This window comes from Candidatus Chloroploca mongolica (assembly GCF_004762035.2).
Taxonomy (GTDB): Bacteria; Chloroflexota; Chloroflexia; order Chloroflexales; family Chloroflexaceae; genus Chloroploca; species Chloroploca mongolica.
The window spans coordinates 43,530-61,290 of the sequence record NZ_SIJK02000011.1; the positions used below are offsets into that span (position 1 = coordinate 43,530).

14 protein-coding genes are annotated in these 17,761 nt (G+C 59.1%); 6 read left to right on the forward strand and 8 right to left on the reverse strand.

The window, feature by feature from the left end; translation table 11 throughout:
• The first annotated feature begins 61 nt into the window (after positions 1 to 61).
• Positions 62 to 751, forward strand: coding sequence for an ABC transporter permease (locus tag EYB53_RS08150; RefSeq protein WP_135477708.1), 690 nt, complete (start codon positions 62 to 64; stop codon positions 749 to 751).
• Positions 751 to 1,476 (forward strand): ABC transporter ATP-binding protein, encoded by a 726-nt coding sequence (locus EYB53_RS08155; RefSeq protein ID WP_135477709.1) that lies wholly within the window; start codon positions 751 to 753, stop codon positions 1,474 to 1,476. The genes EYB53_RS08150 and EYB53_RS08155 overlap by 1 nt, the downstream gene beginning before the upstream one ends.
• Before the next feature lie 87 nt (positions 1,477 to 1,563).
• Here the strand turns inward: EYB53_RS08155 and moaA are convergent, their stop codons facing one another.
• From moaA to EYB53_RS08175, 4 genes are all read right to left on the reverse strand, one after another.
• The gene (moaA, locus tag EYB53_RS08160; protein WP_135477710.1) at positions 1,564 to 2,625 is read right to left on the reverse strand and encodes a GTP 3',8-cyclase MoaA; all 1,062 of its coding nucleotides are present in this window, start codon (positions 2,623 to 2,625) and stop codon (positions 1,564 to 1,566) included.
• A gap of 73 nt (positions 2,626 to 2,698) precedes the next feature.
• Positions 2,699 to 3,790, reverse strand: coding sequence for an Mrp/NBP35 family ATP-binding protein (locus EYB53_RS08165; protein WP_135477711.1), 1,092 nt, complete (start codon positions 3,788 to 3,790; stop codon positions 2,699 to 2,701).
• 79 nt (positions 3,791 to 3,869) lie between these two features.
• Positions 3,870 to 4,982, reverse strand: a complete 1,113-nt coding sequence (locus EYB53_RS26580) for a glycosyltransferase family 4 protein (RefSeq protein WP_135477712.1) — start codon at positions 4,980 to 4,982, stop codon at positions 3,870 to 3,872.
• The gene (locus tag EYB53_RS08175; RefSeq protein WP_135477713.1) at positions 4,979 to 5,740 is read right to left on the reverse strand and encodes an MBL fold metallo-hydrolase; all 762 of its coding nucleotides are present in this window, start codon (positions 5,738 to 5,740) and stop codon (positions 4,979 to 4,981) included. The genes EYB53_RS26580 and EYB53_RS08175 overlap by 4 nt, the downstream gene beginning before the upstream one ends.
• A 96-nt stretch (positions 5,741 to 5,836) precedes the next feature.
• On the opposite strand from EYB53_RS08175, the gene EYB53_RS08180 reads away from it, so the two are divergent.
• Positions 5,837 to 9,043, forward strand: coding sequence for an ATP-binding protein (locus EYB53_RS08180; RefSeq protein ID WP_254150971.1), 3,207 nt, complete (start codon positions 5,837 to 5,839; stop codon positions 9,041 to 9,043).
• A gap of 896 nt (positions 9,044 to 9,939) precedes the next feature.
• Here the strand turns inward: EYB53_RS08180 and EYB53_RS08185 are convergent.
• The 3 genes from EYB53_RS08185 to EYB53_RS08195 all read right to left on the reverse strand — a co-directional run bounded on the left by EYB53_RS08185 (position 9,940) and on the right by EYB53_RS08195 (position 14,103).
• Positions 9,940 to 10,923, reverse strand: a complete 984-nt coding sequence (locus EYB53_RS08185) for an ABC transporter permease (RefSeq protein ID WP_135477714.1) — start codon at positions 10,921 to 10,923, stop codon at positions 9,940 to 9,942.
• A gap of 58 nt (positions 10,924 to 10,981) precedes the next feature.
• Positions 10,982 to 11,986 carry an ABC transporter permease gene (locus EYB53_RS08190; protein ID WP_135477715.1) on the reverse strand — a complete coding sequence of 335 codons (1,005 nt, stop codon included), beginning with the start codon at positions 11,984 to 11,986 and terminating at the stop codon, positions 10,982 to 10,984.
• A gap of 323 nt (positions 11,987 to 12,309) precedes the next feature.
• Complete coding sequence (locus EYB53_RS08195) at positions 12,310 to 14,103, reverse strand: peptide ABC transporter substrate-binding protein (protein ID WP_135477716.1); 1,794 nt, start codon at positions 14,101 to 14,103, stop codon at positions 12,310 to 12,312.
• A gap of 378 nt (positions 14,104 to 14,481) precedes the next feature.
• On the opposite strand from EYB53_RS08195, the gene EYB53_RS08200 reads away from it, so the two are divergent.
• From EYB53_RS08200 to EYB53_RS08210, 3 genes are read left to right on the forward strand one after another with little or no spacing between them, the layout of a single operon-like run.
• The gene (locus tag EYB53_RS08200) at positions 14,482 to 14,724 is read left to right on the forward strand and encodes an FmdB family zinc ribbon protein (protein WP_254150977.1); all 243 of its coding nucleotides are present in this window, start codon (positions 14,482 to 14,484) and stop codon (positions 14,722 to 14,724) included.
• A 4-nt stretch (positions 14,725 to 14,728) separates the two neighbouring features.
• Positions 14,729 to 15,706 (forward strand): sugar phosphate nucleotidyltransferase, encoded by a 978-nt coding sequence (locus tag EYB53_RS08205; RefSeq protein ID WP_135477718.1) that lies wholly within the window; start codon positions 14,729 to 14,731, stop codon positions 15,704 to 15,706.
• Between the two features lie 6 nt (positions 15,707 to 15,712).
• Positions 15,713 to 16,792, forward strand: coding sequence for a hypothetical protein (locus EYB53_RS08210; RefSeq protein ID WP_135477719.1), 1,080 nt, complete (start codon positions 15,713 to 15,715; stop codon positions 16,790 to 16,792).
• Between the two features lie 42 nt (positions 16,793 to 16,834).
• Here EYB53_RS08210 and EYB53_RS08215 read toward each other — a convergent pair whose 3' ends face one another.
• Complete coding sequence (locus tag EYB53_RS08215) at positions 16,835 to 17,593, reverse strand: LLM class F420-dependent oxidoreductase (RefSeq protein ID WP_135477720.1); 759 nt, start codon at positions 17,591 to 17,593, stop codon at positions 16,835 to 16,837.
• Positions 17,594 to 17,761: the final 168 nt, after the last annotated feature.

The window sequence follows — 17,761 nt, forward strand, 5'->3', positions numbered from 1 at the left end:
CCTCCTGAGCGTGCGAGCCAGAGGCCCGCACGCTCAGGAGGGCAACATCAGAAAAGATAGCATGAACTACTGGCAAGAAGCAATCGACCTGCTGGTTGGTGGCAACAGCGATGTCTGGGCGATCATCATCCTCTCTTTGCAAGTCTCTGGGCTTGCGTTGGTGGTCAGCGCAATTATTGGCGTTCCGCTTGGTTCATTGATCGGTTTACATACCTTTCCAGGGCGCCAACTGGTCATTGCCATAGTCTATACGGGGATGGGGTTTCCCCCGGTCGTGATCGGGCTAGCCGTCTTTCTGTTGCTTTCGCGTTCAGGACCGCTCGGTTTTCTTGGTTGGCTTTTCACCCCAAGCGCGATGGTGCTTGCCCAGGTCATCCTCGCGCTCCCCCTGGTGATTGGCTTTACGATGTCGGCAGTGCTCGCGGTGGATCCAGCGCTACGCACACAGATCCGCGCCCTGGGGGCGAGCCCAACCCAGACGACGCTCGCGGTGCTCTGGGAAGCGCGGGTCGGCGTGCTGGTGGCGCTGATCGCCGGTTTTGGTGGAATCATCTCGGAAGTAGGTGCGGTGATGCTGGTTGGGGGCAATATCCAGGGTTCAACGCGGGTGCTGACGACTGCGATTGTGCTCGAAACGCGCAAAGGCGCGTTTGATGTTGCGATCGCGCTTGCTCTTGTATTGCTCGGCATTACGTTCGTGATCAACCTGGCGCTACTGCAACTCCAGGGTACATTGCTCAAAGCGAAGTAATGAAGGCCGAGCCAATCTATCAACTTGAGGCCATCCAGCAGCGCTACGGTGAACGACTGGTGCTCGATATCCCATCGTTGCAGATCGAACGAGGCGAGTTACTGGCGCTCGTGGGGCCATCGGGGGCGGGTAAAAGCACCTTGCTGCGCCTGCTCAACTTTCTCGAGTCGCCGACGCAAGGTCAGCTACGTTTTGCCGGACACGCGCTTGGCTCACGGGTTCCGCTCGCGCTCCAACGGCGGGTGACTACGGTCTTTCAACGGCCTGCCCTGCTGAGTGGCAGTGTGCTCGACAACGTCGCCTATGGCCTGCGCCTGCGGCGGCATCCAGAGGCACGCGAGCGTGCGCGTGAAGCTCTCACGGAAGTGGGCCTGGCCCACCTAGCGCGGGCGGCAGCCCATACCCTCTCGGGAGGCGAAGCGCAACGGGTTGCCCTTGCGCGGGCGCTCGTGATTGCACCAGAGGTCTTGCTGCTCGATGAGCCAACGGCCAACCTGGATCCGGCGAACATCGCCGCCATCGAGCGCACGGTCGCTGAGGCACACCGCCGTGGCACGACGATCATCCTCGTCACGCACAACATCTTTCAGGCACGGCGCCTCGCTCAACGTGTCGCCTTGATGCTCGACGGGCGCATCATCGAACTCGCCCCCACCGAAACCTTTTTTGAAACCCCACGCGACCCCCGGACAACGGCCTTTATCAAAGGGGACATGCTGTATTAAGGGCCTGCGGCTTGCAATAATCTTGCCTATGCAGGTGAAAACGACCAGCGAAGCTGGTCGTTTTCACCTGCATAGGCAACGATTTCTCTACCCGCCAAGTTGCGACATGCCACGTACCGTGGGGCGGACACCCTCGGGCAAGCCGTGGCCCCAGGGTTTGATCTGCACGGCGTGGCGCACAATCTGCTCGATCTCGGCGAGCGTCGCACCATTGCGAATGGCCGAACGGAGATCAACCTCGTCGTCACGCAAGAGGCAGAGGTGCATCCGCCCGTCAGCCGTGAGGCGCATCCGATTGCACGTTGCACAAAAAGGATCGGTGACGGCACTGATAAAACCAAGCTTGCCGGGGGCACCGGGGATGCGATAGCGACGGGCAGGATCAGCGGGATCCTGCCCATACGGGGTCAGGGTGCCAAAATGGGCCTCGATGCGGGCAATCAATTCAGCCGTACTGATGACGCCCTCTTCGGCGAGACCGGCAACGCCCGTCAGCGGCATCACCTCGATAAAACGGAACTCCCAGGGATGCCGGGTTGTCAGGGCCGCGAGTTGCACGACTTCATCGTCATTCATGCCCCGCACAATAACGGCATTGAGCTTGATTGGGTGGAGGCCGGCCTCATCAGCGGCCTGAATACCCGCCCAGACCTCATCGAGATTGCCACCGCGGGTCATCTGCCGAAACTTGACGGGATCGAGGCTATCAATGCTCACATTGACCCGGTCGAGGCCGGCTTCTTTGAGCGGCCCGGCGAGGCGACGGAGGCGCAGCGCATTCGTCGTCATCGCCACATGCTCAATGCCTGGCACTGCTTTCATCGCAGCGATCAGTTCGACGATATCCTGACGCAGCGTCGGTTCGCCACCAGTCAAGCGGAGCTTGCGGAAACCGGCTGCGGCAGCCGCCTGGATCACCAGCAACAGCTCATCGTTGGTCAGCAACTCGGGGCGCGGGGCAAACTGCATCCCAACGGCGGGCATGCAATAGACACAGCGCATATTGCAGCGATCAGTCAGTGAAACCCGCAGATAATCAATGCGCCGCCCGAAGCTATCACGGGCCGGCTCATCGGTCGCATAGGTCGGGATCTCCCGTGGCTCAAAAAAGGTCAACGGGATGGTCGCCTTGATTGGATCACGTTCCATAGCTGCATGACCTCATTGTCACTTTTATCCAACAGGTACCTGGCGCTCAGCAGCGCCAGATACCCTCCAATGCTCAGGCTGAGACAAACTTCAAGACACTGATCCTAGCAGCGAGCTTGCGGGCAACATCGCGGAACCGATCGGCATAGGCATCATCGGCATCACTGATCACTGCTGGCGCACCAGTATCACCACCAGCGCGAACAGCCATACCCAGGGGGATCTGACCGAGCAACGGCACACCCAATTGCTCAGAGAGACGCGCCGCGCCACCGCTGCCAAAGATATCATAGCGCGTCCCGGTATCAGGTGCCTGGAAATAGGCCATATTCTCGACAATGCCGAGCAACGGCACATTCACCTTCTTGAACATCTCCATTGCCTTGACGACATCAACTGTCGCAACGGCCTGCGGCGTCGTGACAATGAGGCTCCCGGTGAGGGGCAGGCTCTGGGCGAGGGTCAGCGCAATATCACCGGTACCGGGGGGCATATCAATAATCAAATAATCGAGCGGTGCCCACTCCACATTGTAGAGAAACTGCCGCAACAACTGGCTGACCATCGGCCCACGCCAGATCACCGGCTGGGTCTCATCAATTAGAAACCCGACCGAGATCAACTTGATGCCGTGGCCGGTGAGCGGGATCATCATTGCTTCGCCCTGCTCATTCTGGAAGGCCTCGGGCTGACCTTTGACACCCAGCATCAGGGGCAAACTCGGGCCAAAGACATCCGCATCGAGCAAACCAACCTGTGCGCCCTCTTGCGCGAGGGCGACCGCCAGATTCACGGCAATGGTACTCTTGCCCACCCCACCTTTGCCAGCGGCGACTGCGATCACATTCGCCACGCCGGGAATAGGGGCCTGCTCGGGAATGCCCGCCGGACGACGGGTATTGGCCGTAAACTCGATCATCACCTGTTCAACACCAGGAACGGTCCGTACCGCCGCCTCGGCCTCGGCATGGATTTGATCTTTCAGCGGACAGGCCGGGGTCGTCAATTCAATGGTGAAATTGACGTTGCTACCATTGATCCGTACATCTTTGATCATCCGCCGCGAGACAAGGTCACCACCAAGCTCGGGCTCTTGAACAGTACTCAGCGCCGCCAGCACCTGTTGCTCGGTCAGCGGCGCACTTTGCTGTGAAAAAAGACCCATAATGGGAAACGCTCCACGTACGATTGCGAACTATCTCAAGGGGTTGGTTTCATTATACCAGATTGTGTGTTGAAACTCTTCAGAGGAGGCTCCGGTAGACGGCGAGCGTTGCCTGGGCGGCGCGTTGCCAGGTGAACCGGGCTGCGTGGGGTGGTCCCCGCCGAACTAAAGCGGTGCGTGCGGCTTCATCATGCCAGAGCGAGGCGATTGTATCGGCCCAGGCCATAGGATCTTGTGGCGGGAGACAGATCCCGGCCTTGCCAACAATTTCGGGCAGGCTGCTTGTATCAGCCACGATCGTTGGCGCTCCACAGGCAAGCGCTTCGAGCACAGGGAGGCCGAAGCCTTCGTAGAGCGACGGATTGACATAGAGGCGACAGGCATTGTAGAGCCAGATCAACTCGTCGTGCGCCACTTTGCCCGCAAACCAGACATGATCAGCCAGGTGCAACTCGCGCACAAGGCGATAGATTGGCTCATCGAGCCAACCCGGTGCGCCGGCGGCAACGAGTTGGTAGGGGACACGGGGATCGCGATCGAGCAGGAGGCGAAGCGCGTGGAGCAGTGTTTCCAGGTTCTTGCGGGGTTCGATCGTGCTCACAAAGAGCAGGAAGCTCGCTGCGGTCAGTTGACGCCCATTGATGGTGCGAGTGGCGTCAGGCCTCAGGCCAAGCGGTTGAAAGCTCGGATCGGCTGCTTCATAGATCACCGTGATCTGTTCGGCGGGCAGATCGAGCAGACTGACGATATCATTGCGTGTTGCTTCCGAGACCGTAATGACCCCATCGGCATCGTGGGCTGCAGCGCGGATCTGGGCATAGAAGCGGCGCGCATCAGCATCGAGAATGTCAGGATAATGAAGAAACGCCAGATCATGGATCGTGATCACCGCCGGGCAGCGCCGCCTGCGAGGGGCAATGAAATCGGGACAATGCAAGAGTGACAGCCGTTGCGGCCAGAGCTCAAGCGGCAGGCTCAGTTGCTCGTAGCGATGATGGGGCGGCGTGATCATCGTAGCACGGCGGAGATTGGGGCCAACGGCGAGCGGCTCGCGTTGACGATAGTGCTGGAGCGCGACAAACTCAAGGTCGGGCGCGAGCGTCGCCATTGCGCCGAGTAACTGGCGGGTATACTGGGCGATGCCACCTTGACGATACGCATTGAGGCGTGCATCAACACCGATCCGGGTCACAGCGCCACCTGAACTTCCAACCCATCATAGGCAAACGCCACCCCCTCGGGCAAGTCGAGGCTGGCAAGCGCGTGGTCAATGTTGTGGTTCATATGGACAAAGAAAGCGCGGCGCGGCTGCAGCGCGGCGACAACTTCGAGGGCCTGCGCAACCGAATAGTGCGTCGGATGGGGTTCGTAGCGTAACGCATTGAGCACGAGCACATCAAGGTCGCGCAGCAGTGCCCAGGCTGTCGGCGACAGCGCACTTGCGTCAGTGATATAACCAAGCCGCCCCACTCGATACCCCGTGATCGTCCAGCTTCCGTGCAGCACATCAAAGGGTTGAATCGTCAGTGAGCCGACCGTAAAGGGCTCCACGACTGGGCGCAGATCAAGACTCGGGCGCGTCGACCCGGCCGATGTGTCGGTAAACGCATAGGCAAAGCGCTCACGCACATCACCGAGCGTCTGGGGACTCCCATAGATCGGAATGGCGGTACCACTCCAGCAGAGTGGACGGAGATCGTCGATGCCTGCGGTATGATCAAAGTGAGAATGGGTAATCAAGACCGCATCAAGACGACAGAGATCTGCAATCAGGGCCTGTTCACGAAAATCGGGGCCCGCATCAATCAGAATAGTCTCGATACCAGTGGAAAGCAAGGCTGCCGTGCGGAGACGCCGATTGCGCGGATCAGACGATGTACAGACGGCGCACTTGCACCCAATGACCGGCACCCCCATCGAGGTGCCAGTTCCCAAAAAACGTAGCCACATATGGCGATCCTCAATGGCTAAGAGACCTGTGTAAAGTATAGCATGCTGTGTAATCTCTGGGGGCCTGCGGCCCCTTTCCCGCGATGGTGGGTTTCGTTGTGGTGGCTTCGCCACCACAACGAAACCGAAAAGAGGATCAGCTATAATGATGCCCAACTGTTGCCAATGGGAGTGGTTATGCTGGTGGTGACGCTCTTTGGTGTGCCGAGGCTTGTGCGCGATGGGGTTGCCGTTGAGTTACCTCGCCGCCGCGCCCGGGCACTTGTCTATTACCTGGCCGCCCAGACTGCGCCGGTGAGCCGCGAGCAGTTGCTGGGTCTCTTCTGGTCTGATCATGACCGTAGCGGGGCTCAGCAGTTGTTGCGCACCACGTTGCACGCGGTGCGGCGTGCGCTTGGCCCGGCCCTTGTGGCTGGTGAGTATCAACTTGGCCTGGAGGCTGACGTTGATTATCGCACGTTGCTGGCGACGATCCAGAAGCCCAGTGCTGATGAGGCTGCCCTTGCTTGGGCATTGCGTGGCTATCGTGATGATCTGCTAGCCGATTTCACTCTTACCGATGCTGAGCCGTTCGAGGATTGGCTGGCGGCCGAGCGTGAACGAGCGCGGATGCTGGCAATTCGCGGCTTTACGCGCCTGGCACGACTCGCCGAGGGGCGCGCTGCCTATGAGGTGGCGCTTGAGGCGTTACGTCAGGCCCTTGCGTTTGATCCGCTCCAGGAGGATCTGCAACGTGATGCGATGCGCCTCCACTATTATGCCGGTGACCGGGTAGGCGCGATCCGGCGCTACGAGCATCTGCAGGATCTGCTTGATGCCGAGGTGGGGGTGCCGCCGATGCAGGCAACCCGTGAACTCTATGATGCGATTATTACCGATGCGCTTGTGCGGCCTCCTGCTGAACATGGTGCCGTCGAGTTGTCGCGGGCAGGTGAAGCTTCCCTGGTCACGCGGACGTCTGCACCGGCACCGCTCCAATCTCCGTCGTTGCTTGCCTTGCCATTTATTGGGCGGCAGACAGAATTGGCGCTGATCGCCGAGGCGGTGACGCAAGGGCAATTGGTGTTGATCGAGGGTGAACCGGGGATTGGCAAAACGCGACTGGCGACCGAGTTCCTGGGGCAACATGTTGCCGAGCACGGTCTGGTGCTGGTTGGTGCTGCACGTGAACTCGAGCAGAGTCTGCCGTATCAACCGGTGATTGCAGCATTGCGCATGCTAGCAACTCACCCCAGGTGGCCTGCGCTCCGTGCTCAACTTGATCTGGCCCCTGTCTGGTTGCGTGAAGTTGCGCGTCTGGTGCCCGAACTGGCAGAAGCGCTTCCTGGGCAGTTGATGGCGCTGGGCAATGCTGAAGAGGCTCGTCTGTGGGAGAGTGTTGCGCAACTGGTGATGGCGCTGGTACGTCACGTTCCGGTCGGGTTGTTGTTTGACGACCTGCACTGGGCCGATGTCAGTACGCTCGGTTTGGTGAGCTACCTCCTTCGGCGTAGCCAGGGCACCCAGGTCAGCGTGCTGGCAACGACGCGCCCCGTTCGCCCTCGTCATGCGCTGGCAACCCTGATGGCCGGTCTGACGCGTGAGAACCATCTGAAGAGGCTGGCGCTGCAACGCCTTCACCCCACGGAAACGGCCTTCCTCGCCCAACAACTCTGCCCCCATGATGCGGAAGTAACGGCAGCCTGGATTCAACAAACGACCGAAGGCAATCCGTATATTCTGGTTGAAGTGATTAGCCACGCGCTCGCTACGGGGATGCTCGGCCCTGATGGGCATCTGCACCTCGATGGCGCAACGGCACCAATCGTCCCCCCTACCGTCTATAGTTTAATCGAAGCGCGGCTTACGCGGCTTGCCGAAGGTGCGCGGCGGGTGCTTGATGCGGCTGTGGTGGCCGGGCGCGAATTTGAGTTTGAAGTCGCCGCCCGCGCAGCCGCACTCTCTGAGCAGGCGGCCCTTGATGCCCTCGACGAATTGCAGGCCGCTCGTCTGGTCGAGCCGCTTGATGAGGGGCGGTATCGTTTTGACCATAGCCTGACCGTCGAAGTCGCAGGGCACGAGCTTGGGGTTCCTCGTCAGCGGAGCCTTCATCGCCGGATCGCTGAAGCGATGGAGGCGCTGCATCGCAACGAGCTCGATACTGTGGCAGGGATGATCGCGTGGCATTTTGCTCAGGGTGGCGTGCCCGATCGCGCCGCCGAGTATGCCTTGCGCGCTGCACGCAGGGCCACTGCGGTTGCGGCATGGAGTGAGGCAACGGGCCTGTTTGAGCAGGCACTGGCGGGGAGCCAGTCTGTCGAGCGGTTTGCCATTCTGCTTGACCTGGGCGAGGCGCTGGCGCAACAGGGCGAAGGCGCACGCGCAGCAGAACGTCTTCGTGAAGCGCTGGCGCTTGCCGCCAACGAGATGCAGGCCAATCACGCACGTCTCAAACTGGCCGGGGTTCTTGTCGTGCAGGCGCGTTATGCTGAGGTGATCGATCTGGTACGTGATCTGGCGACCCAAGGCACGCCCGGCGAACGTGCACAAGCGCTCTTCCGCTGGGGCACAGCGCTCTCGTTGGAAGGCGCCGATCTCGGCGAGGCGGCACTGCGTCTCGGCGAAGCCGAGCAGTTGGTGATCGAGCAGGCCAGCCTCGACCAGATGGCGCTGGCTCAGGTACGCTTTGAGCTTGGCAGCGTAGCGGCGCAGCAAGGCGATTTGCCCCGGGCGGTCGCCTACTATCACGAAGCAAAGCATGTTGCTGATGCGGTCTCAGAAGCACCAGACAGATTGAATCAGGCCATGATGTGGCGCATTCTTGCCCGTAACAATCTGGCGTACCATTTGCACCTGCTTGGTGACCTTGAACCAGCGGAAGCGCATCTTGGTGAAGCACTCAAGCTTGCTGAAGCTGCGGGCTTCCTTGGTCTGCAACCCTACCTGCTCTCGACCAAGGGTGAACTTGCGCTGGCCCAGGGGCATCTAGAGCACGCCGAGCAGGCCTTCAACGCGGGCCTGGCGCTGGCCGAACGCCTTGAAGTGCCCGAGCGCATTGCGGGCCTGGTTGCGAACCTCGGCCTGGTCGCGCTGCGACGGGGTGAAACGAGTCTCGCGATTCACCGGCTTTCAACAGCACAGGCGCAAGCCGATGCTCTTGGCACCCATCATCTGGCTGCACAGATCCGCATCTGGCTCGCGCCGCTCTTGCCGCCCCACGAAGCGCGTATCCTCTTTACTGAAGCCCGTGGTATCGCCGAAGCAGGCAAGCGCCAGCGTCTGCTTGATGAGCTTGCCCACATTGAAGCACTGTTGCCGCGCTAGGGCAGTTGCGCAAGCACCGAGCTTGCTTGCGCTGCATTTGAGGGCGCAGCCCCATCCGCCCCGGAGGCGCCCCGTCACCCGTAGGGGGGAAGCACTCCTTTTGGGGGTAGGTTTTTTTATCCAAGCGCCGAGGGAGCGACATGACGTTCGTTTTTTTCGCACGAAGGTGGCGGTGTCGTTGGCCAAGGTTCGGGGCACAAGCGTCGCGGCATGGGGATGGGTTGCTGGTTCAGTGCCCGCACGGCAGGGGTGCCAACGCCATCCATGTCATTCCGAACGGAGTGAGGAATCTTCACTGCGGCGCATGGAAGACCCCTCGCTCCGCTCGGAGTGCCAGGGCGAGCGCAGCGGGGTGCCAGAGCGGGCGCGGCGGGGTGCCAGGGCGGGCGCAGCGGGGTGCCACGGCGGGCGCAGCGGAGTGCCAGGGCGGGCGCAGCGGGGTGCCAACGCCAGCCATGTCATTCCGAACGGAGTGAGGAATCTCCGCTGCGGCGCATGGAAGACCCCTCGCTCCGCTCGGGGTGACACGGAGGATGCCTTGGGGTGGCAAGGGCGCGCAGCGGGGTGCCAGGGCGGGCGCGGCGGGGTGCCAGGGCGGGCGCGGCGGGGGTGCCAACGCCAGCCATGTCATTCCGAACGGAGTGAGGAATCTTCGCTGCGGCGCATGGAAGACCCCTCGCTCCGCTCGGGGTGCCAGGGCGGGCGCAGCGGAGTGACAGGGCGAGCGCAGCGGGGTGCCAGGGCGGGCGCAGCGGAGTGCCAGGGCGGGCGCGGCGGGGGTGCCAACGCCAGCCATGTCATTCCGAACGGAGTGAGGAATCTTCCCTGCGGCGCAGGGAAGACCCCTCGCTGCGCTCGGGGTGACAAGGAGGATGCCTTGGGGTGCTTCCCCCCTCCTAACGCCCCGCATCCCGCGGATCAAGCGCATCGCGCAACCCATCGCCAAGGAACGTGAAAGAGATCACAAGGGTCGAGAGCATCAAGACGGGGAAGAGCAGCATCCACGGTCCAGAACTGAGATTATTGAACCCATCAGTCATCATCTGACCAAGGCTGGTCGGCAACGGATTGGCTGGATCCACCGAAGGCCGCATCCCGACCCCGAGAAAGGTCAGAATCGCTTCGGCCAGGATCAGGCTGGGAATACTGAACGAAACCGCCACAATGATCGGGGCGAGGGTGTTGGGCAAAATATGGCGCACGAGAATGCGGCTCGTCGGTATGCCGAGCGCTTTGGCTGCCTCGACAAACTCCTTCTCCTTGAGCGAGAGCACCTGCCCACGCACAAGGCGGGCGAGGCTCGTCCAGCCAACCACAGCCAGGGCGGTAAAGATCAACAGCAGACCATTGAACGCCTTGCCAAATAAAGTCTCGCGGAAGGCCACCGTGAGCGTAATAATGAAGAGCAGATCGGGGAAGGATGCGACAATTTCAGTCAAGCGCATCAAGAGATTATCAACCCACCCGCCTCGAAACCCGGCCACGAGGCCAATGCCGACCCCGATCACCACAATAATAATCTGTGGCACCACCCCCACGATCAAGGAGACGCGTGTCGCAAAGATCAGGCGGCTCAGAATATCGCGGCCATTGGTATCGGTACCGAGAATATGTTCAGGATTCGGCTGGCGGTTTGGATTGTCGGTGACCCAGATCGGGGGGCGAAGGCTGTTATTGGAAGTCTGGGTGACCGGATTTTTGGGCGCAAGCCAGGGTGCCGCAAGTGCGACAAGCACATAAAGCAGCACCACCGTGATCCCAAGCATGGCCGCCTTATTGCGGCGGAGCCGTCGCCACGCATCCCCCCAAAGGCTTCGAGGTTTTGTTGCCGTGAGGTTGAGCTCTTCAAGCGCTGACGCTGGACGGGCCGTAGTTGCCATATGGTTGTACTCCGTTGGTGAGGGCTGTGCCCCGCGTAGTGGGGACAGAGGCTCGCCCTTATTTATAGCTGATTCGCGGATCAACCACACCGTAGGCAATGTCTACGATCAGATTGGCGAGGCCAAGAAAAAAGACAAAGACGAGTGCGCCGGCCATGATCATCGAATAATCACGTTTGCCGATGGCTTCGATCAAGAGCGAGCCCATGCCGGGAACCTGAAAAATAATTTCGGTGTAGAGCGTGCCGGTAATCAACGCAGCCGAGAGTGGCCCAAGGATTGTAATGACGGGCAGCACCGCATTTTTCAACATATGCCGCCAGACAACGACCTGATCATTGAGGCCCTTGGCTTGCGCGGTGCGCACATAATCTTGCCGTTTGACCTCAAGGACACTCGAGCGAGTCAGGCGGGTAATAAAGCCGAGCGAGGTTGAGCCGAGCGCAATCGTGGGCAGAATCCACGGGCGGATCGGGTCATTCCAATTGGGCAAGACGGTAAACCACTTCAACCAGCTTGCAAAGATCAAGACAAGCAGAAAACCAACAATCAAGGTTGAAAGCGACACAAAGAAGGTTGAGGTCAGGAGCACCAGATAATCAATCCAGGTATTCTGTTTAAGCGCGGCAAGCACGCCCATCGGAATGCCAAGCAGCACGGCAAAGAGCAGTGCCTGTACCCCCAAGCGTGCCGAATAATAAAAGCGGCTCGGCTTGCCTCCACGATCGCCAAATAGCTCTTGCTGCACCGTACGCGCCCCACGCGAGCTATAGGTTGGCCCGAAGTTTCCACCGATCGCGCCCCAGCGGATCGCTTGTTCACCAGTCTTTGGATCGGTGACGACATCGAGAAACATATACCGCGTAAATTGGCGCCAGAAGGGCAGATCCATGCCAAAGCGATCCCGTAACACCGCCTCTACCTGTGGTGACATCTGACGGCGCGTTGGATCGGTATCAAATGGTCCCCCAGGCGTCATTTTAGCGATACCAAAGGTCAGCAGACCAACAATAACCAGCACTGGGATCTGCCAGAGAATGCGACGAATAATATACGCCGTCATAACGTTATGCTCCGCTCAAGGGGTTTGGGGCCTGCGGCCCCATGCGCATCATGTTGAGGGCGGTCGCCCTAACAACCCGGTGCGTATGTTGGGGCAAACGGCCAACTTCGCTGGCCGTTTGCCCCAGCATACGTGAAAAGACTGGAGGCTGCGCCCCCAAAACCAACTGCTTCGCTTGGGAAAAGACTGGGGGTTGCCCCCCTAACCGGTTCCTTCGCTTGGAAAATGGCCTGGAGGCTGCGCCCCCAAAACCCGACTTCTTCGCTGGAGCAGCGCCAGCTATGCTGGCGCTGCTCCAGCGAAAAACCCCCCCTAAACCCTAATTAGGGCTGGACATCGACATTCGGCATGTTGAAGAAGCCGTACCAGTAATCAATCGGCGTAATCGTCTCGCCGGTGACACCCTGGACATAGGGCTTGACAAGTTCGTAGCCACCGTCGTTGCGGGTGAAGGCAACCGGTGCATCCGTCACCAGGATCTCTTGCGCCTGAGCATAGAGCTCGGCCCGTTTGACGGGATCCTGCTCGACATCAGCCTGGATGACCAGGGCATCAAACTCGGGGTTGGAATAGCCGACCCGGGTGCTCAGCAGACCATTGGTCTGGAAGAGTGAGATCCAGTTCTGGGGATCGGGATAATCGGCGCACCAACCGAGTGAGAACATCTGGGGTGGATTGTCCTTGGTCGCTGCCGAGAAAGCGGTGGGATCAATCGGGTCAAGGACAGCATCAATGCCCAGGTTGGTCTTCAACTGACCAGCCATCCACTCGAAGCGGGCATTATTGCGGGCACTGGCCGAGTAGGTCAACTTGATCTCGGGCAAGTTTTCGACGCCACCATACGAAGACTCGGCGATCAGCGCTTTGGCCGCTTCAGGATCAAATTCCCACAGGCGCAACTCGGGCTGGTAGCCAGGGAAGCCAGGGGGGATAAAGCTGTAGGCCACGCTGCCGAGGCCACCAAAGATATCACGGTTCCAGGCTTCGCGGTCAAACGCCTGGGCAAAGCCCTGCCGCACCTTGAGATCCTCGAAGGGTGCTTTGGTCGTATTGAAGCCAAAGTAGAACGTACAGGAACCACTGACCGGCAAGAGCTCCTGGCTCAGCGTCGGATCGCTTTGCACAGCTTGGAGATCTTCGGGGGCCACGGCGAGCATATCGAGTTCACCGTTTTGATAAGCCTGGAAGGCGACCTGGCTTTCGGTGATCATATAGTACTCGACACGCTGCAGCGCGACGGGGCCAAGTGGCCCGGCATAATTGGGATTGGCTTCCCAGACAGCCCGATTGCCGTGGTCCCACTCGGTCATAATAAAGGGGCCGTTGCCGATATAATTCTCGGGGTAGTACCACCAGTCGTCACCCTTGGCGATATCCTGCTCGCGTGCTGGGGCACCAATCCAGAGGGCGGCCATCGAGAGGAAATAGGGGGCCGGGGCGACGAGTTCAATTTCGAGGGTCAGGTCATCAATGGCCTTGACGCCGAAGTTCGCCAGCAACTCGTCCTGGTCACGCGCCAGGGCTTCCTCCATCTCCATGCCTTCACAGGCCGTGGCGGAATACTCGCTATAGCCCTTGATGATGCCACATGGCAATGACTGATACTCACCGGCCGTCTCGGGGTCAGCGAGGCGGCGCCAGGCATACTCAAAATTCTGGGCCGTCACGGGTGTACCATCGCTATACTGACCATCGGGGCGCAGCTTGAAGGTGTACTTCAAGCCATCAGCCGAGGTCTCGACGCTTTCAGCGGCAGCAGGGATGGGTTCCATATTGCCATCGAACGTCATCAAGGCCTGATAGGCCATCATGATGAACTGAATCTCAGACACGAAGCTTGACTTCTGTGGATCGACATTATCAGGTTCATTCCCGGTATTGATCCGCAGCACACCGGCTTGAGCCGTACCGGTACTGGGGGCCGGGGGCGTCGTGGGCGTATCAGGGGCCGGGGGCGTCGTGGGCGTATCAGGGGCCGGTGCAGTCGTAGCTGCCTCGGGTGCGGGTGGCGTGGTCGGGACAGTTGCCGTCCCACCACCACATGCGGCCAGGATGGGCAAGAGCAGCGCCAGCAGCATACCTACGGCCAGGCTGCTACGCCAGTTCAATTTGTTCATAAGAAGATACTCCTTCAGCAAGCAAAGCTATCACAAAAGCCAGCGCAAAGAACACCATAAATAGCGCGATAGGCATTCTCCTGGGTGCGTGAGAGCGCCCCCATTGCAAGGCGGCAAATTCAGCGGCCCGCAGCTTCATTGCGTTCAGCCGAGGAGTTTCTGTAGAGCAAATGGTCGTTACTCCGACACATCAGTGGGTCGGCACATGGGGAAGAAATACCCGTGTCTTGGGTGAGTTTATCCATTATTGAAGTGGCGGAATCGTACCATGTCCGTTTCGTGCTGTCAAGGTTCCATATTGGGCAGTGGCGTGGTATAATCAAGGTACGGAAGCTACAAACTGGAAATCAGGTTCTATTTCGAGGTAGCCCTATGCCAATGTATGAGTATGGCTGTGCCGTGTGTCATAGTCACTTTGATCTCTTGCGCCGGATGGATCAGGATGACAAGGGCATTGCCTGTCCCGCCTGTGGAAGCGAGCATGTTCACCGCCAGTTATCGGTCTTTGCTGCGCATAGCCGTGGGGGTTCATTGCCTTCAGAGGTGTCGGCAATGAGTGCGCCTGCTGGTGGGGGATGCGGATCAGGATGTTGCGGCGGTACGTGCGCATCAAGGAACTGAAGCTATGCGGGTTATGATCTTGACGGCGGGGTTGGGTACGCGTTTGCGGCCTCATACGTTTAGCAAGCCAAAACCGCTGGTGCAGGTTGCAGGCAAACCAGTACTCGCGCATATTATTGATGATCTCCTCCATTTGCAGATTGACGAACTTATTTGTGTGACAGGCTATTTAGGCAAGCAGATCGAAGAATTTGTCTGTCAAAATTACGGTCATATTCCGCTGCGCTTTCTTGTGCAAAAGGAAATGCGTGGTCAGGCCGATGCGATTTATCTTGCCAATGAAATTAGTGGCCCGTTGCTGGTGGTGTTTGGTGATGGCCTCGTTGGCATTGACAAAGAGCGCCTGGCTACCCATCCCAGCGAAGGCATTATCTACTGCAAAGAAGTTGATGACCCACGTCGTTTTGGCGTAGCCGTCGTTGAGCAGGGGCGCATTGTTCGTCTGGTGGAAAAACCAATCGAGCCGGTCTCGAACCTGGCGGTCGTGGGCTTCTATTATGTGCCTGAAGCGCAGCGTTTGATGGATGCGATCTGCTATATTATGGAGCACAACATCCAGACGAAAGGCGAGTACTATCTGGCCGATGCGTTGCAGGTGATGATTGAACGGGGTGAGATTTTGCATGCCGAAGCAGTGCCGATGTGGCGTGATTGCGGCACCGTCGAGGCGCTGTTGGATACCAATCGGTATCTGTTAGACCACGGGCATAGCCTCATGGTGGATGGGATGCGCTCGGTGATTATTCCCCCCGTGCATATCGCACCCAATGCGGTGATTGAAAATTCGGTGGTTGGTCCGTATGTTTCGGTCGCAGAGGGGGCGGTCATTCGTACATCTATTATCCAAAATACGATTGTGAACGCTGGTGCGCAAATCCAATCTGTGATTATGTCGGGGAGTCTGATAGGAGATAAGGCTTATGTCGATGGGATCAGTCACGAACTGAACATTGGTGATGCCTCAGATATTCGCCTTGGATAGGAGCCTATGATTGCTTATAACTTCCATACCATTGGCAAAGACGCCAGTGGTCAGGCCAGTGTAGGCCAGGGGAAGTTGACGCACCCTGTCAACACAATGACCTCGCCTGGTTCAGTCTATCGCGCTCGTTGTGCTGGCAGTGGTGAGCAACAACTCGTTGCCAGGCTGGTTGATGATCTCGGAAGCCTCTTTTCACGTTCCCTGCTTGTTGCCTACTATGTGTCATTGAAGACGAACCCGTTTGTGGTGCTGACTGGCCGCGAAGGCGCGGGCAAGGCAGCCCTGGCGGCTGGGGTGGCGGCTTCGCTCGTCGGCCAGGATAGTGGGCAGTTTGTGACAATCGGGTCGGATAGTTGGACAGGCCACGGTACGCAGAGTACCTACTACCGCGATATTCATGCGCGCTTTGGTATCAGTCAGTTGCTCGAAACGATGCACGAGGCGGCGGTGCCAGAAAACGCGGGCAAAGCCTATCTGGTGCTGCTCAAAGGGCTGACCCTCGAAGAACTCGATCTCTATCTGAGTCGGCTGTTGCGGGTAGAGCCACACGGCGAGCGGCGTCTCGTCTTGAGTGGGTTGCCACCAGCGCAACATCCGGTGGTACCGCGTAATTGCTTTCTGACGGCGACGATCAATGTGCCGCAGGTCAATTCCCCCCTGGCTGATCAGGTGTTACGCCACGCAGGACAGATCCAGTTTAGTCCTTCCCTCGCAACGGGTACCGTTGTTCCCAGGCTCCTCCCGCCACCGGTGGGGCTGCAGCGGGTGATGCTGGCAGCAACTACGCGCGATCCTGGTGAGGCCCGCGCACGTCTGCTCGCGATCCTCGGGCGGCGCGAACTCCGTAATCTCAGGCCGTCACCAGAATTGATGCGGCATCTCTATCGTCAACACCTGGCGCTTGAGCGCGAGGTGCGCGAAGAGGCGCTGGTGTATGTGGCGAATAGTTTTGACGCCGAAGGCCGTGGCCTCTTTGAGCCAACCGATCCGCAGCAGAATGCGCAGGTTGCGTTTGATGCGCAGGTGGTGCAGCGCATCCTCTGGCGGCTTGAAGGGCACGCGCAACAATTGCCACGCGACGCGTGAGATGCGCTGGAAAAAGCCAGCGTAGCTGGCTTTTTCCGGGAGTTATTGCGCATCACGCCAGCGCAAGGCTTCTTCCACCGGGCCAAAATCCCATGGCTCACCCATCCCATAGATGAAATGGGTTACACCTGCTTCAAGATAGGCTTCGAGGCTTTCACCTTTGCTCGGCGAGATACTGCGCTCAATCTCGGCAGGGTCGCGGCCAAGCTCGGCGCACCAGGCATCCAGGACAGCATGTTTGTGGCGTATAACATCGGGGGTGCCAAAGCCATGCCAGATCTGGGCATGCTGGGCGGTGAGCTTGAGGGTGACTTTTTCGCCACCTCCACCAATCAAAATGGGAATCGGGCGTACAGGGGGCGGAATTTCCACCTCCCAACGCTGCTTGATAATTGGTAGCGCCTCTTTGAGGGCTCGCAGCCGATCAGGTGCGGTGCCAAAAGGATAGCCATACTCCTCATAATCGCGCTCGAACCAGCCCGCCCCGATGCCAAAGATGAGGCGTCCGCCACTGATATGATCAATCGTCTTGGCCATGTTCGCGAGCAGCGCAGGATTGCGATAGCTATTGCACGAGACTAGACATCCGATTTCAGCACGGGTCGTCAGCGTTGCCATGGCGGTCAACACGGTCCACCCTTCAAAATGAGGACCCTGGGGATCACCATAGAGTGGAAAGAAATGATCCCAGTTCCAGATCGTATCACATCCCAGGGCCTCGGCGTGGCGCACGGCATCGGCAAACGAGGCCCATGTGGTATGCTGAGGATGGAGTTGCACCCCTACTTTGATCCGTTTCACTGTGTCTCCTTGGTCATGATCGTCATGACGAACAAAAGATACCTTGGTGAAGGGCCGTATACGTGCCCGCAGCGTCGCTGCGAGCACGTATACAAACACCTTTAGAAACTGGTAAACTACCACACAGATTGCATTTATCCTGTACACTATAGCATACTATGCGAAGGA